The following is a 12,816-nucleotide window of genomic DNA, read 5'->3' on the forward strand; positions in this document are numbered from 1 at the left end:
ATGCAGTATGTTAAGGTTTTTGAAAATTTCGGAGACCTTTGTATCATGTAGAGAAATGCTGTATAACCGCATCTCTCTACATGATGCATCAGTTATTTTGCAGCCCCTGTTTGTTCATATTGGATTTTACCATATTTACCTGCATAGAAATCAGCGTAAGCGGTGGCAATTTCCTGTTGGGTATTCATGACAAATGGTCCCTGGGCGAAAATAGGTTCAGTATAAGTAGCTCCACCGAATATGATAATATCTGCTGTCTCAGCGGAGGAATTATGGATGGCGATGGTGCCCTGTGCTCGATCAAATAACAGCAAAGATCCTTTCGTGTAGGGTACATCGTTGATAATGGCCTCGTTGGTAGGCAAGAATGCGGCATATTCCAGGCTTTCTTCTCCATTGAGCTGAAATGCATCACCTGCTTCTAGGTGAACATGGTAGATAAGTTGACGCGTGTAAGCCGGGATTTTTGATGTCATGCCTTCATATTCCCCTGCCACTACCTTTATCCAGCCTGTATTTCCCTCTAATTGCCTTACAGGTATGTCTGCTGCCTGTAGCGGAAGGTAATCGGGATTCTCTGCCTTATTTTTTGCTGGCAGGTTTACCCAGAACTGAAATCCATGTGTTAGTCGGTTACTAGTATGAGGGTCAGGATTCATGGCTTCATCATGAATAATACCATTACCTGCTTTCATCCACTGTGCACCGCCGGAATATACTTTTTCATGGTGACCATTACTATCAAAATGATCTGCTTCTCCATTCAGTACATAGGTTAATGTAGCAATCCCTCGATGTGGGTGCGCGCCGCTTCCATTCACGAATTTCTTGGGTTCTCCTTCTGGGTGCAGAACTGGCGGTACATAATCCAGGAAAACAAATGGTCCGACGGTATGGCTATAATGATTCGGCAGTATGCGGAAAATTTTATATTCTCCCACATCCGCTCTGCGTCCTTGGGACGTGAAAATGACTTGCTTTTTCATAATAGTTGCTTTTGAAAATGAGTGATGGATCAGATTTTAGTAGTCCAACTGGTGGTGGTTTCGGCTTCCTCTTTCGCCCAGTTAGGTAAAGGGAACCCTTTACGTTTGTAGACGTCCACTAGGTAGGTGGGGAAAATCTCGCGGGCGAAGTTGGCTTCCGGAGCGGACCAGTCGCGGAACCACTCTGTAATCATGGCGACGGTATTATTGGGTACTGCACCTGCTTGTATGAGTCGCATTACCGCCATATCATGTTCATCTTTGGATCTGTCGCCAACTGCATCTTCAATAAACATTACTTCATAACCCTCTGCCAATGCTGCAACAGCAGGGTAGGTCAAACAAACGGAGGTAACTATTCCTCCCATGACCAGTTTTTTACGGCCTGTTGCTTTTACTGCTTTTACAAAATCCTCATCTTCCCAGGCATTCATGGTATTCCGATCGATTTCTTCAATTCCTGGTAGGGCTGCTTTTAAAGCAGGAATAGTAGGTTTTTCTATTCCCATTTTTACCGCCACTGTACTTAATACGACCGGCATATTCAGTTTGGTGGCCATTTGGGCCAATGCTACGGCATTGAGTTCAATCAATTTCAGGTCTCTTTCATGGATATTATCCATTACCTCTGGTTGGTAGTCGATCAGGATAAGTGTGCAGTCTTCTGCGCGCCAAATTGGATTTGATTTCATATTTAATCTTTTTAAATGATGAATGGGTTTGTTGTTTTTTTCTGAGGAGATATGCAGCTAGCGTGTCTGTTGTCTCCCTAAAAACAATACAAATTTGGCGAGAAGACGCGGGTTAAAGCGATGACAATTGATACAAAAGAACGTTGATATAGATCAACGTTTTCAAAGAGGGGGGATTCATTTATTTTTTCCTGGAAGACCGTACGCGACTCAGCGTTTCCTTGGTAATACCGAGGTAAGAGGCGATGATATGTTGTGGAAATCGTTGTAAAAATTCCGGATAAGCTTGGGCCAGTGCTTCATAGCGCTGTTCGGCGGACATACTAATAGCGGCATTTATTCTTTTCGTATAGGCGAAGGAGTGTTTTTCATCCAACTTACGCATGAGCTCATGCATGGCAGGAATCTGGTCTAATGTGATGGTATCTGCTTTGGTAATGGTCAGCAGCTCTGTATCTTCCCATGCATCAATATTGTAAATGGAAGGGGTGAGCATCACAAAACTCTCCCGATCACCCGCCCACCAGTCCTCGATTTGAAGGCGAACAATATGTTCATTTCCCTTTTCATCCACACTATATTGCCGCAGTGCGCCTTTCACAATAAATCCCATGTACTTGCAAACTTCGCCCTCCTGTAAGAAATACTGGCGCTTGCGCAATTTGCGCGGCACAAATACCTGCTTGATCAATTCAATGTCACTGTCTCGAAGCGGCGTGGTGGAATAGGTATTGATATATTTGATAAAGGAATCGTACATGTTTACTGTTTAAAGTGCTACCGTGTTTTTAAAGATATAAAAATAAAATTTGTCTGTCAACTCAGATCCTTCGTTAAAACCTTATTTTGCAAATAAGGCTGATCGCCAACAAAGGCTCGTATGAAAAAATTACAAAAGGAATAAAACCCGGCCGTTATATCATTTACTCCAAAGATTATCCAATTATGAGAACAATAACATTAACGATCCCTGATAAAATAGACCTCGAACCACGGGAAATTAAGCGATTTCTCGCTGCAAAACTATATGAATCTGGTAAGCTCTCTTTGGGCCATGCTGCCGAGTTAGCTGGATTGTCGAAAGTCACTTTTACAGAAATACTGGCTGACTATTCGGTTTCATTAATTAATTATCCAGTTGCAGATATTTTAAAGGATGTTTCAAATATTTAAGCAGATTTATGTTATATACCAGCTCAAACCTTATTCTGCCTTCAAACTCTTCACTGGATTTGTCATAGCGGCTTTGATTGCCTGAGAACTCACTGTCTGCAAGGCTCAATGCCGCCAATACGTCTGCTGTAACGAAGATCCATACATCATATGGTTGTACGCTGGCGGACGACTATACGAAATTACCCTTTTACCTGCTGTTGTTGGGCATGTCTAATTCGACTGAGCGTTTCCCTTGATACGCCCAAATAGGAAGCCACCATGTGCAAGGGCACGCGTCGGAAGATATCTGGATAATTATGGATGAAGTCGTTGTACTTTTCTTCAGAGGAATAACTGATATTCATGAGAATGCGCTCATGATGCGCTTTCATATTGATGGCGATCTGTGTTTCGGAAAACTGCCGGAAAGCCGGAATAGTAGCAAATAGTTGCAGCACATCGTCCCTAGTCCAGAGGATCACTTCTGTAGGCTCTACGGCCTCAATATTGTATCGGCTAGGGGTTTGATTGTGGAAGCATTCCGGATCGATAGCCCAGCTATTTTCCGGGGAGAAACGCATGATAAATTCCGTACCGTCGTCTTTCCGGAGATAGGTTTTCAGTAATCCTTTGGCTACAAAAGTTTTATACTTGCAGAGATCTCCTTCCTGCATAAGATATTGTCCTTTCCGTAGTTTCCTAAAAGTGGCCAATTGCCGGATCTGCGTCAGATCTTCTTTATTCAGATCTGCCAAGGGTAATATATAGTTTTCAAAGATTTCAAACATAGCTGCGCATTTTAATGTGGAAGATCTATACACAAATTTAGGTCAAATGACCGCAAAAAAATGTGTCAAATGACCTTGGTCCGGGGGCCTATATGATAGCAATTTTGTGGTTATGGAGACAGCCAGTACTCGGGGCGGAATACCTTCACCGCTGGTTGTTGCCGATTTCCCAATTAAAAGCTTAACATATGCGTGTTTTTGTTACTGGCGCTACGGGCTTTGTAGGCTCCGCCATCGTAAAGGAATTGATAACTGCCGGACATCAGGTAGTAGGACTAGCCCGCAATGCATCCGCTGCGGAGGCGCTCACCCAGGCTGGTGCACAGGTACACAGCGGTGCTATAGACGATCTGGATAGCCTGCGTGCCGGCGTAGCCGCTGCCGACGCAGTGATTCATACCGCTTTCAAACATGATTTCTCTAAATTCGAAGAAAACTGTGAGGTCGATAGGCAGGCTATTCGGGCTATGGGTACCGCTTTGGAAGGTACAGATAAACCTTTCCTGATCACTTCCGGTACAGGCTTACTTTCTTCAGATGAAATGGCTGTAGAATCCCAAGGACCTTCTGTTTTCGGGAGATCATTCCCCCGCGTAGCCACAGAAGAAGCTGCTATGGCCTTACAGGAAAGAGGCATAAAGGCTTCCTTGGTGCGACTTCCTCCTTCCGTCCATGGTAGCGGGGATCATGGGTTTGTACCTCATTTGATCAATTTGGCACGTGAAAAGGGCGTCGCTGCGTATATTGGTGAGGGTGATAACCGTTGGCCAGCGGTACATCGCCTGGATGCAGGGCGACTCTACCGTTTGATCCTGGAAAGTGGCGCTACGGAGCCGCGCTACCATGCTGTAGCAGAAGAGGGAGTGCCATTTCGCGATATTGCAACGGTGATAGGCCGTAGGCTGGAAGTGCCGGTGGTAGGAAAATCTACAGCGGAAGCATCCCAACATTTTGAATGGTTTATTCATTTTGCAACGATGCATAATCCATCATCGAGTAGGCGTACCCGTGAGTTGCTGGGTTGGAAACCACAACAGCCGGAGCTGCTGGCGGATGTAGATAGCTCGGCTTATTTTATGTAATGGAAAGAAACGAAGAAGCCATCCGTATGGATGGCTTCTCTATTCGAATATATTTCCGGTAGTGATGGTCCAACCGCCGTCTTGGATTTCTGCTTCCAGTTGCTGATCATCCCAACCGCAGTAGCCGATAAAAATACGTATATCCTTTTCCGTTATCACGCCGGTGTTAATCAGTATCATGGCGGTTTCGAAGTCGCCGCCGAGGTAGATATTGCCGGTTACATGATCCCCTTCGGAGATGAGATCAGGGCGTTGATGAATGAAGTAGAGGTGTTCCTGGTCTACTGGGCCTCCTTCATAAATAGGGAAGGGGATACTATTACTGAATTCCGCTAGTTCATTGATATTCCTGGGGAATCGTTTGTTGACAATAAAACCCAAGGCCCCCTTTTCATTGTATTCGGTGATGAAAAGGAGCGCATTGTCAAAAATACTGTCATCCAGTTGAGTGCTGCGCAAAAAAATACCGGCGTTCATACGCCGGTAAAATTATGACAATCAGCGGAGCTGTTGAAATATTATTATAGCCAACTATGCCGGGATTACCGCACTGCTTGCAGTTTTGCCCGTTTTGGTGGTGCTTTTGGTCAGTGCTAATACATTCGTCAGCAGTTCCTGGGCGGCATCGATTTCCTCTTTTTTGATAGAAACGCTTTCGATGTTAAAGCCTACGGGAATTTGCTTAGCCTGCGCATATTCCAGGATTTCTTCCGCGATATGCGTACAGGTATCCAAGGAAGATTGCAAAATATCTTTGGCGTGCTTGAGGTCATTATACAACCATTTTGGTACCTCTATGCCCAGCCATTCCATGAACTGCAGGGTTTTCAGGGAGCCGCAAGGGGCCAGCGTGAAGATAATAGGGGCCAGTTTGTTGCCCGTTTCCCTGGAATGATAGTAGTAATCAGACAGCAGGTTCTTCGTATCATGGAGATTATACACGCACTGAGATACAAAGAAACGGCAACCTTGGCTCATCTTATTGAAGATACGCAAGTGCTCATCTCCTTTCTTATGATGACGCTCCGGAATGGTAACTCCACCCAGCATGAGGCGAGGATGCTCTTCCTGTCGGAGTTCATAGGCATCGGCCAAATTAAAATTAGTCGCCGCTACCTGCTGATGGGAAGACGCCCCTACGAAAACAGCATATTCCAGATCCTGATTACGTTGCAGCCAAGCAGAAAAATCTGCTTTGTTCAGGTTGGCGATACTCTTGTAAATGATTTTCGGGATTGATAGCTCGTCCAGGTAGCTTTTGCCATACTGGTCTGGCGCTATGGTAGGAATAAAGGAAAATGTTCTTTCTTTCTCTGTACGCAGCGATTCATCTTGTATATCATATAAGATAAGTCCGTCAATGTCCAGGTTTTTAAGCCGTTCCACCTGATTAAAGGCAATTGCCGATACTCGCTCCGGTTCCGTAGTGATTTTCGGAGGAGTAAGGCTGTAAAATACCATCCCAGAGTCTCCTGCCAGTAATCTGGCGCTTAATTTATCGTTCATGCTGGTTTTCGCTTAAAAAGTAGAGTTTTGTACTTTTTTTCGATAAAAGTATAGAATATATTACTAGAATGCAAATTTCCTTGCCATTTCAGTGGAATAATGTAACGTAGAAGTCCCTATGAAGGTTGTTCGGGAATAGTAGTAAAAGAAAAAGTCCTGGAGCCGATGTGGCCACAGGACTATATTTTAGCTATTTTACAGGGGGATTTTACTCCTCTTCCTCCTCCGTAATAAATTCATAATCTTTCTCGATCAGTTGTTGGAGGTATTCGTCGAAGCTGCGGGCGATTACCTTGTAAGTGTCTGGATCATGGAGGTAACGGATAACCTGTCCGGAAATACCGTCTTCCGCAGGGGTGAAATCGATGTACAGACTGGAGGTACCGCCATTATTAATACAATCAGAGAAGTGGAGCCATTCGCTCCTCAATACGTTAGGGTCTATGCCTGGTCCCACTAGCTCGTCATCTTCCTCCAGGTCTCCATAAATATCCACAATACTGGAATCAAACTTTGGAATGGCGATGATTTGTTCTACGGACTTCAGGTAATAGGGGTATTCAAACACATCGGAGCCCAGGATAGGTACTTTTACTTTGTGTTCTCCATACCATTGGCTGTAAGTGCCGTTGATTTGGGCAAGTAGTTGCAGCAGGGTGTCCGGGGTTTGTGGGTAGCGCGCTTTCAGTTGTGCTAGTTGGGCCTCAGAAGCGCCGGTAGCGTAGGATAAGTCCTCGCTGTCTTCCTCAAGGAGGCGTTCTTTCAGTCCTTTTACATACTGTTCAGCCAAATTCATAATCGCTATTTTTTATCGGGTTAAATGGTTGTGAAGACATCATTTTATCTGCCTGTCAGCAGTGCTTCGAAGCTGTATTTAGCCATGCTCCAATATTCATCCAGGGCAATAATCCTTGGTTTGAAAAATGAAATAATTTTGGGCCAGTCGTCTGGGCGCATCACATTAACGCCGGAAATTTCTTTGCTGATCCGGCAGGCTGTTCTGCCATATTCATCTGTGAATTCCAGTTCCCATTCCCAGTCATCTTCTTCGAGCGAAGCCGCGAGGATACTTCTTTGCTGTTCGAATTGCAGATAGAAGTCTTCCTGAAGCACGATATCTTTCTGCAAGATAACAATCGCCACACTTGCGGTATCAAAATCAGCATCCAGTTTGAAACTGATACCAGGTATGCCTGTTTTATAATTAGACCAGCTAATGATATCGCCATCTGCGGATAGCACTGGTTTCATATATTTTCCGAATGCCGTCCAGAATGATTGCTTTTGTCGGGAAACTTCCTCTTTTGTATACATAGTCCACTTGTTACGCCAAGCAAAGGTACTCCGGCCAGGCTGCTATGCAAAATTTTCAAGTGCGAGGGCTGGCTGTCTGAAATGATATAGTTCCCATACTGTATGCTAATGGGTCGTTTCTTCATTTATTGCTGGATGCTCTTCATCGCTTACTTCGTTTTAGTGCATCCGGCAATCAGATGATATTAACGATCACGAATAAACTTTGTACCCGCATTTATGGCGAATCGTATTATTACTCCTTCATTTTCTTTACCCACATCGCCACTGCCCATACCACACAAATACAAAAAAGTATAAACAGTGGAACATAAAAACGACTGAAAAATTCATGAAAATGGGCGCCTACAATGACGTATATACTGGCTATGCAAAGTTTTAATGGAATGAATTCTGCGTTTGTCCAGGTGGTTTTTCTCTTAAAAAAGTTCATAGTTGTAAGGTTTTAGGATGAGCTTTTCAAATGTACGTATTTTAGCGTTATAGGGAGACAGCCAGGCCTCCCTGTTTCCGTGGCCTTTCTTATCTTCGTTTCATGGTTACCCGACGTGTTATTTTCCTCTTGTTTGATAGTGTGCACCTGCTAGATCTGGCAGGGGCAGTTACTGTGTTTTATGAGTCGGGCTGCTGCGGCTATCCCTATGAGCTGAAATATGTTTCGCCTTACCGGCAGCCAGTTTCCTCTGCGGGATTGATGTTCACGCAGGTGGAGCCGCTGGAATCTGTGCAGGTGCAACCAGAAGATATCCTGATCGTTGCTGGTATGGAACTTTCCCGTTGGAACCGGGCCGATGACCCTCAATGGATTCCTTGGTTAAAACAAGCGGCGCGTACAGGTGCTACTATCTGTTCTGTTTGTACCGCGGCATTTGCTCTCGCAGCGGCAGGTCTCCTCCATGGCAGAAGCTGTACTACCCATTGGGCCTATACGAAACAATTGCAGGAGCAATACCCGCAGCTCCAGGTGCAAGAAAACAGGCTCTTTGTAAAAAGTGATCGCATCTATACGAGTGCCGGCATCTCCACCGGCATAGACCTGGCGCTTTTCTTGGTAGAAGAGGACCACGGGCCCGACTTCGCCTGTACCGTAGCGAAGGATATGGTCATCTACATGCGGCGTGATGGTGCGGCCTCTCAACAAAGCGTATATCTGCAACACCGCCAACATATCAATCACCAGGTGCACCAAGTACAGGACTATATCACACACCACTTGCATGAGAAATTGAGTTTGTCCGCCCTGTCTGCCTTAGTGTATGCCTCTCCACGCAACCTCACGCGTTTATTCAAGGCGGAAACCGGCGTTACTATTGGCCAGTATATCCGGGAACTCCGGGATGAAAAGGCCAAACAGTTGCTGAAAGAAGACCACAAAGCTGCTTGGATCGCGAAAACCTGTGGCATCAGCGATGTCAAGCATCTGCGAACGCTTGCCCGCAAAGTGGGTGTGGAGTTGAATATGGCCTGATTTTCCCTGTTTTTGGCCGGATTCGTTCCTGGTACTGCACTAGCTTTGTTTTCATAAACCAGTTATATGAAATATTTGATGATGTGGTTGTTATTGCTGCCTTTGTTCTCTTTCGCGCAGCAATCGGCCCCGGAATATGTTTGTCCGCCCTGTGGAAGCTGTGATTCCATTATTTTCCATCAGCCTGGCGTATGTCCGCATTGTGGCATGCAATTAATTCCCAAAGTAGATTCACTGAAGCCAACACCGCCTACTATCTGTTTCTTCCTTTATGATGGGGTAGAAGTATTGGATTTTGCAGGGCCAATGGAGGTTTTCTCCTATGCGGGATTTAAAGTCTTCACGGTGGCGAAAACAAAGGCACCTATTACCTCGCAACGTATTCTGAAAATCAACCCGGACTATAGCATTCAAGATGCGCCACCTGCTGATTATTTCGCTGTATTTGGCGGTGATGATGAAGTGGCCGGCAAGGACCCCGACATTATTCAGTGGATCAAGCAAAGAGATGCCAGCACTAAGGGTTATTTCTCTGTTTGCACGGGCGCTTTCATCCTAGCGAATGCAGGATTGTTGGATCATTTGACAGTTACCACCTTTCACAACAGCATTAAACATTTACAAAACATGCTCCCCAATACGAAAGTATTGGACAACGTACGCTATGTAGACAACGGCCGTATTATTACCACTGCAGGTATCTCCGCCGGTATTGACGGTGCTTTGCACCTGGTCGCCAGATTGTATGGCCAAGATGCTGCCACTAAAATTGCGAAGCATATGGAATACGATAAGTACGTACCTGAACAAGGGTTGGTAATAAAGCATTAACTCGCTAGCGCAAACGTTCCGCAAAACGCTGGCACAAACGCTCTACAACACGCTGGCTCAAACGTTCCGCAAAACGCTGGCACAAATGCTCTATAACACATTGGTTCAAACGTTCCGCAAAACGCAGGCTCAAACGCTCTACAACACGCTGGTTCAAACGTTCCGCAAAACGTTGGCTCAAACGCTCAACAACACACTGGCGTAAACGTTCCGCAAAATGCTGGCACATACCTTCTACAACATGCTGCCGCGATAGGTCCGTACATCCCTAACGTTCTGTTTCCGCGCGTAGCGCGGAAACAGAAACTCAAAAAAATGATGCCGAAGGCATCATTTTCAATAATGCCACGGGGTAAGTATCTAATATCATGCACGCTATTCGATCATCCCCACTCTTTTTATCTACTCTACACAATAGGTGTATTTTTTAGCAGTTTGTAATTTTCCTCCTCAAAAATACATAACTTGTTATCCTTATATCTTTACTGTACCTTCTATGAAAATTCAGCATGCGATGTTGCTATGCATGGCGTTTGTAATAAATGCCTGCGGCAATGCTCCCCAAAAATCACGTACCGGCATACAATTCCCGGATAGCCTCCATTTTATCCTGGAGAAACTAGATCAACTACCAGATAGCTCCAGATCTACTTCCTATAACATGTTTATCCTGGCTAAAGTCCCGTGGAATAAAGGACATCTTGCCACTTGCCTGGAATCCTCTGATGAGCGGTCTTTCTGCTGGATTCTCCAGGAAACAAATAATACCTGGCAAGTACTGGATACCCTCAACGATTGGGATGTGGTCAATATGCGCATGGAAGATATTAATGGCGACGGCCTCACAGATGTAATCCTGTGCAGCGCACCCACCATGCACGGCAATATTCAACAGTACCCCATGTTGGCGCATGCAGATGGAAGTCTGCATTTACGCCACAACGGCAACGAAGGATTTAATTTACATTTCGATACCGCCAGCAGAAAACTACGCTCCTTTATCATTGGTGGCGTTTTCACTACCATCTTCAAAGAAGAATATGCTTGGCAGGGTGATTCCATGGTGCTGGTAAGAGGCGTGCGTTTTACGCCACCGCAAGACGTATCCAGCCCAGATCCTCTCGAGATCGTTGAATGCTACCACCAGGTAGGCGATTCCACGGTTATCGATACAAGTATTACAAACCCGCATGCCCTAGCGATTTACGACACTGCTTTATGGAAATCGTATTAATAATATTTGTACTTTAAAAGCAGGGAATTCCCCTTTACATAAATATAACATACTGACAACTATCCCATATAGTAGGTTTGTGGTGTAATACAGGAACAACATGGACAACTTGTTGGCTGCCATCAGATCAGGAGATCATGCCGCACTAGAACAGGTATACGACGAATGGAGCGGGCGACTGTATGGCTATTTTTATAAAAAAACAGGTTCACAGTATCTCGCAGAAGAACTGGTGCAGATAGCCTTTATCAAACTATGGACCAGCAGACATCTCCTCTCTGATGAATGGCCGTTGCAAGTACAACTCTTCCGTATTATGAAAACCTCCCTCATAGATGTGATCCGAAAGGAAATCAGGGATACCGCCGCTTTCCAGCAATATAAAAGCCATATCACTACCACCAACGCCTATACGCCGGAACCAGCCACAGATGCACAACTGCAGGAAATTCACAAGATCATGGATACCATGCCTCCCGTACGCAGAAAAGTATTCCATATGAGCCGCAACCTGGGATTCTCCTACAAACAGATTGCATTGCACCTGGCTATCTCGCCCAGAACCGTGGAAAACCATATCGCGCAAGCCTTGAAACAACTGCGCCAACTGCTGCGCTAAAATTTTTTTTACCTCCACTAGGGGATCTTTCCTTTTCATTCGTATACTCTTTTAAACTTACATCACCTGTTATGGATGATATCCGCCTTCGTCTGCAAAAATATTTCGCCGGAACCTGTACTGATGCCGAAAAAGCAACAATACTGGCCCTCCTGGATGAACATCCGGAATTGTTGGATGAAGCCTTCCCTGAAGCTGAATGGGAAACAATTACCAGCAATACCATGATGGACGATGCTGCTGCCAGCCGTATCAAAACGGCTATCATGCAGGAAACAGCGGTATCTATGCGTCCCATACACACCCATCGCATCTGGTGGGCCGCCGCCGCTATCTTACTATTAGTATCAGCAAGCGGCTATTTGTTACAAAAACAACAACCAAAAACAGAAAAAATTATTGCTAGTACCACTATAACGCCTATACGAAATACCGATACCGTCTGGCATAACAAAAGTTCCGTCATACAAAATCTGACGTTACCAGATGGTTCTAAAGTTTGGCTATCACCAGACGCACGCCTCACTTGTCCGATCGCCTTCACTTCTAATCGCCAAGTAACCCTTCAGGGGAAAGCAAAATTTGATGTTGTGACAGACGCACGCCACCCATTTACCGTTACCGCCAACGAAGTGGTTACCACGGTCCTGGGTACTGTATTTGAAGTGGAAACCGCCGCTGGAAAAGCCACGAAAGTAAAACTGCTGGCAGGAAAAGTGCAGATAGCGGGCAGTCATCAACAAGTGGCATTTGCACCCATAATTTTATTACCAGGAGATGAATTCCACACCGATGCGGAAAGTAATCACATCCACATCGCGCGGGCACAAAAAGTTGATAATATCAGACCATTATATGAAAACACCACTGTAGTTACAGATGCGACCTTTGAATTCCACAATGAAAAACTGTACAGGATCATTCAAGTGCTGGAGACGCATTATCATGAAAATATAAAACTGTCAGGCATATCACGGAAAGCCACTTTCACCGGAGAGTTCAATAAAACAGAACCACTGGACAACATCCTGAAAGTACTCGCCGATCTGAATAACCTGACCATACAACGAAACGATAGTACCATCTGTATGGAAACCATAAAAAATTAAAACCTAAGCCAAATTAAACATACCGTCCGCTA

General features: G+C 45.0%; 16 protein-coding genes. 7 read left to right on the forward strand and 9 right to left on the reverse strand.

What is annotated here, in order from left to right:
- Nucleotides 1–92 precede the first annotated feature (92 nt).
- The 3 genes from JO154_RS13175 to JO154_RS13185 form a co-directional block, all read right to left on the reverse strand.
- Nucleotides 93–986 carry a pirin family protein gene (locus JO154_RS13175; protein WP_291946158.1) on the reverse strand — a complete coding sequence of 298 codons (894 nt, stop codon included), beginning with the start codon at nucleotides 984–986 and terminating at the stop codon, nucleotides 93–95.
- Nucleotides 987–1,015: 29 nt separating this feature from the next.
- Complete coding sequence (locus JO154_RS13180) at nucleotides 1,016–1,678, reverse strand: isochorismatase family protein (RefSeq protein WP_291946161.1); 663 nt, start codon at nucleotides 1,676–1,678, stop codon at nucleotides 1,016–1,018.
- A gap of 181 nt (nucleotides 1,679–1,859) precedes the next feature.
- On the reverse strand, nucleotides 1,860–2,438 hold the full coding sequence (locus tag JO154_RS13185) for a Crp/Fnr family transcriptional regulator (RefSeq protein ID WP_291946163.1): 579 nt from the start codon (nucleotides 2,436–2,438) through the stop codon (nucleotides 1,860–1,862).
- Between the two features lie 86 nt (nucleotides 2,439–2,524).
- Between JO154_RS13185 and JO154_RS13190 the strand changes: the two genes are divergently transcribed.
- On the forward strand, nucleotides 2,525–2,851 hold the full coding sequence (locus JO154_RS13190; protein WP_291946165.1) for a UPF0175 family protein: 327 nt from the start codon (nucleotides 2,525–2,527) through the stop codon (nucleotides 2,849–2,851).
- A gap of 182 nt (nucleotides 2,852–3,033) precedes the next feature.
- Here the strand turns inward: JO154_RS13190 and JO154_RS13195 are convergent, their stop codons facing one another.
- Complete coding sequence (locus JO154_RS13195; protein ID WP_291946167.1) at nucleotides 3,034–3,621, reverse strand: Crp/Fnr family transcriptional regulator; 588 nt, start codon at nucleotides 3,619–3,621, stop codon at nucleotides 3,034–3,036.
- A gap of 188 nt (nucleotides 3,622–3,809) precedes the next feature.
- Between JO154_RS13195 and JO154_RS13200 the strand changes: the two genes are divergently transcribed.
- Nucleotides 3,810–4,703: an SDR family oxidoreductase gene (locus JO154_RS13200; protein WP_291946169.1), complete on the forward strand. Its 894-nt coding sequence runs from the start codon at nucleotides 3,810–3,812 to the stop codon at nucleotides 4,701–4,703.
- Between the two features lie 39 nt (nucleotides 4,704–4,742).
- On the opposite strand, the gene JO154_RS13205 is transcribed toward JO154_RS13200, so the two are convergent.
- The 5 genes from JO154_RS13205 to JO154_RS13225 all read right to left on the reverse strand — a co-directional run bounded on the left by JO154_RS13205 (nucleotide 4,743) and on the right by JO154_RS13225 (nucleotide 7,956).
- The gene (locus JO154_RS13205; protein ID WP_291946171.1) at nucleotides 4,743–5,180 is read right to left on the reverse strand and encodes a YqgE/AlgH family protein; all 438 of its coding nucleotides are present in this window, start codon (nucleotides 5,178–5,180) and stop codon (nucleotides 4,743–4,745) included.
- A 54-nt stretch (nucleotides 5,181–5,234) separates the two neighbouring features.
- Nucleotides 5,235–6,209 (reverse strand): 5,10-methylenetetrahydrofolate reductase, encoded by a 975-nt coding sequence (locus JO154_RS13210; RefSeq protein ID WP_291946173.1) that lies wholly within the window; start codon nucleotides 6,207–6,209, stop codon nucleotides 5,235–5,237.
- A gap of 208 nt (nucleotides 6,210–6,417) precedes the next feature.
- A complete protein-coding gene (locus tag JO154_RS13215; protein ID WP_291946175.1) occupies nucleotides 6,418–7,005 on the reverse strand; it encodes an SMI1/KNR4 family protein in 588 nt (195 codons plus the stop codon).
- 44 nt (nucleotides 7,006–7,049) lie between these two features.
- Nucleotides 7,050–7,523, reverse strand: coding sequence for a DUF4268 domain-containing protein (locus JO154_RS13220; protein ID WP_291946177.1), 474 nt, complete (start codon nucleotides 7,521–7,523; stop codon nucleotides 7,050–7,052).
- A gap of 235 nt (nucleotides 7,524–7,758) precedes the next feature.
- The gene (locus JO154_RS13225) at nucleotides 7,759–7,956 is read right to left on the reverse strand and encodes a hypothetical protein (RefSeq protein ID WP_291946179.1); all 198 of its coding nucleotides are present in this window, start codon (nucleotides 7,954–7,956) and stop codon (nucleotides 7,759–7,761) included.
- 102 nt (nucleotides 7,957–8,058) lie between these two features.
- Between JO154_RS13225 and JO154_RS13230 the strand changes: the two genes are divergently transcribed.
- The 5 genes from JO154_RS13230 to JO154_RS13250 all read left to right on the forward strand — a co-directional run bounded on the left by JO154_RS13230 (nucleotide 8,059) and on the right by JO154_RS13250 (nucleotide 12,784).
- Nucleotides 8,059–8,991 carry a DJ-1/PfpI family protein gene (locus tag JO154_RS13230; RefSeq protein ID WP_291946181.1) on the forward strand — a complete coding sequence of 311 codons (933 nt, stop codon included), beginning with the start codon at nucleotides 8,059–8,061 and terminating at the stop codon, nucleotides 8,989–8,991.
- Nucleotides 8,992–9,057: 66 nt separating this feature from the next.
- On the forward strand, nucleotides 9,058–9,822 hold the full coding sequence (locus tag JO154_RS13235; RefSeq protein ID WP_291946183.1) for a DJ-1/PfpI family protein: 765 nt from the start codon (nucleotides 9,058–9,060) through the stop codon (nucleotides 9,820–9,822).
- A gap of 496 nt (nucleotides 9,823–10,318) precedes the next feature.
- Complete coding sequence (locus JO154_RS13240; RefSeq protein WP_291946186.1) at nucleotides 10,319–11,056, forward strand: hypothetical protein; 738 nt, start codon at nucleotides 10,319–10,321, stop codon at nucleotides 11,054–11,056.
- A gap of 100 nt (nucleotides 11,057–11,156) precedes the next feature.
- Nucleotides 11,157–11,675: a sigma-70 family RNA polymerase sigma factor gene (locus tag JO154_RS13245; RefSeq protein ID WP_291946188.1), complete on the forward strand. Its 519-nt coding sequence runs from the start codon at nucleotides 11,157–11,159 to the stop codon at nucleotides 11,673–11,675.
- Nucleotides 11,676–11,746: 71 nt separating this feature from the next.
- A complete protein-coding gene (locus JO154_RS13250) occupies nucleotides 11,747–12,784 on the forward strand; it encodes a FecR family protein (RefSeq protein WP_291946190.1) in 1,038 nt (345 codons plus the stop codon).
- Nucleotides 12,785–12,816: the final 32 nt, after the last annotated feature.

Origin of the sequence: Chitinophaga sp., assembly GCF_019236475.1 — a bacterium.
GTDB lineage: Bacteria > Bacteroidota > Bacteroidia > Chitinophagales > Chitinophagaceae > Chitinophaga.

Excerpts from the sequence above, each read along its gene's own strand:
- JO154_RS13175 (WP_291946158.1), bottom strand. The coding sequence starts at position 986 with ATGAAAAAGCAAGTCATTTTCACGTCCCAAGGACGCAGAGCGGATGTG.
- JO154_RS13180 (WP_291946161.1), bottom strand. The coding sequence starts at position 1,678 with ATGAAATCAAATCCAATTTGGCGCGCAGAAGACTGCACACTTATCCTG.
- JO154_RS13185 (WP_291946163.1), bottom strand. The coding sequence starts at position 2,438 with ATGTACGATTCCTTTATCAAATATATCAATACCTATTCCACCACGCCG.
- JO154_RS13195 (WP_291946167.1), bottom strand. The coding sequence starts at position 3,621 with ATGTTTGAAATCTTTGAAAACTATATATTACCCTTGGCAGATCTGAAT.
- JO154_RS13200 (WP_291946169.1), top strand. The coding sequence starts at position 3,810 with ATGCGTGTTTTTGTTACTGGCGCTACGGGCTTTGTAGGCTCCGCCATC.
- JO154_RS13205 (WP_291946171.1), bottom strand. The coding sequence starts at position 5,180 with ATGAACGCCGGTATTTTTTTGCGCAGCACTCAACTGGATGACAGTATT.
- JO154_RS13210 (WP_291946173.1), bottom strand. The coding sequence starts at position 6,209 with ATGAACGATAAATTAAGCGCCAGATTACTGGCAGGAGACTCTGGGATG.
- JO154_RS13215 (WP_291946175.1), bottom strand. The coding sequence starts at position 7,005 with ATGAATTTGGCTGAACAGTATGTAAAAGGACTGAAAGAACGCCTCCTT.
- JO154_RS13220 (WP_291946177.1), bottom strand. The coding sequence starts at position 7,523 with ATGTATACAAAAGAGGAAGTTTCCCGACAAAAGCAATCATTCTGGACG.
- JO154_RS13225 (WP_291946179.1), bottom strand. The coding sequence starts at position 7,956 with ATGAACTTTTTTAAGAGAAAAACCACCTGGACAAACGCAGAATTCATT.
- JO154_RS13230 (WP_291946181.1), top strand. The coding sequence starts at position 8,059 with ATGGTTACCCGACGTGTTATTTTCCTCTTGTTTGATAGTGTGCACCTG.
- JO154_RS13235 (WP_291946183.1), top strand. The coding sequence starts at position 9,058 with ATGAAATATTTGATGATGTGGTTGTTATTGCTGCCTTTGTTCTCTTTC.
- JO154_RS13240 (WP_291946186.1), top strand. The coding sequence starts at position 10,319 with ATGAAAATTCAGCATGCGATGTTGCTATGCATGGCGTTTGTAATAAAT.
- JO154_RS13245 (WP_291946188.1), top strand. The coding sequence starts at position 11,157 with ATGGACAACTTGTTGGCTGCCATCAGATCAGGAGATCATGCCGCACTA.
- JO154_RS13250 (WP_291946190.1), top strand. The coding sequence starts at position 11,747 with ATGGATGATATCCGCCTTCGTCTGCAAAAATATTTCGCCGGAACCTGT.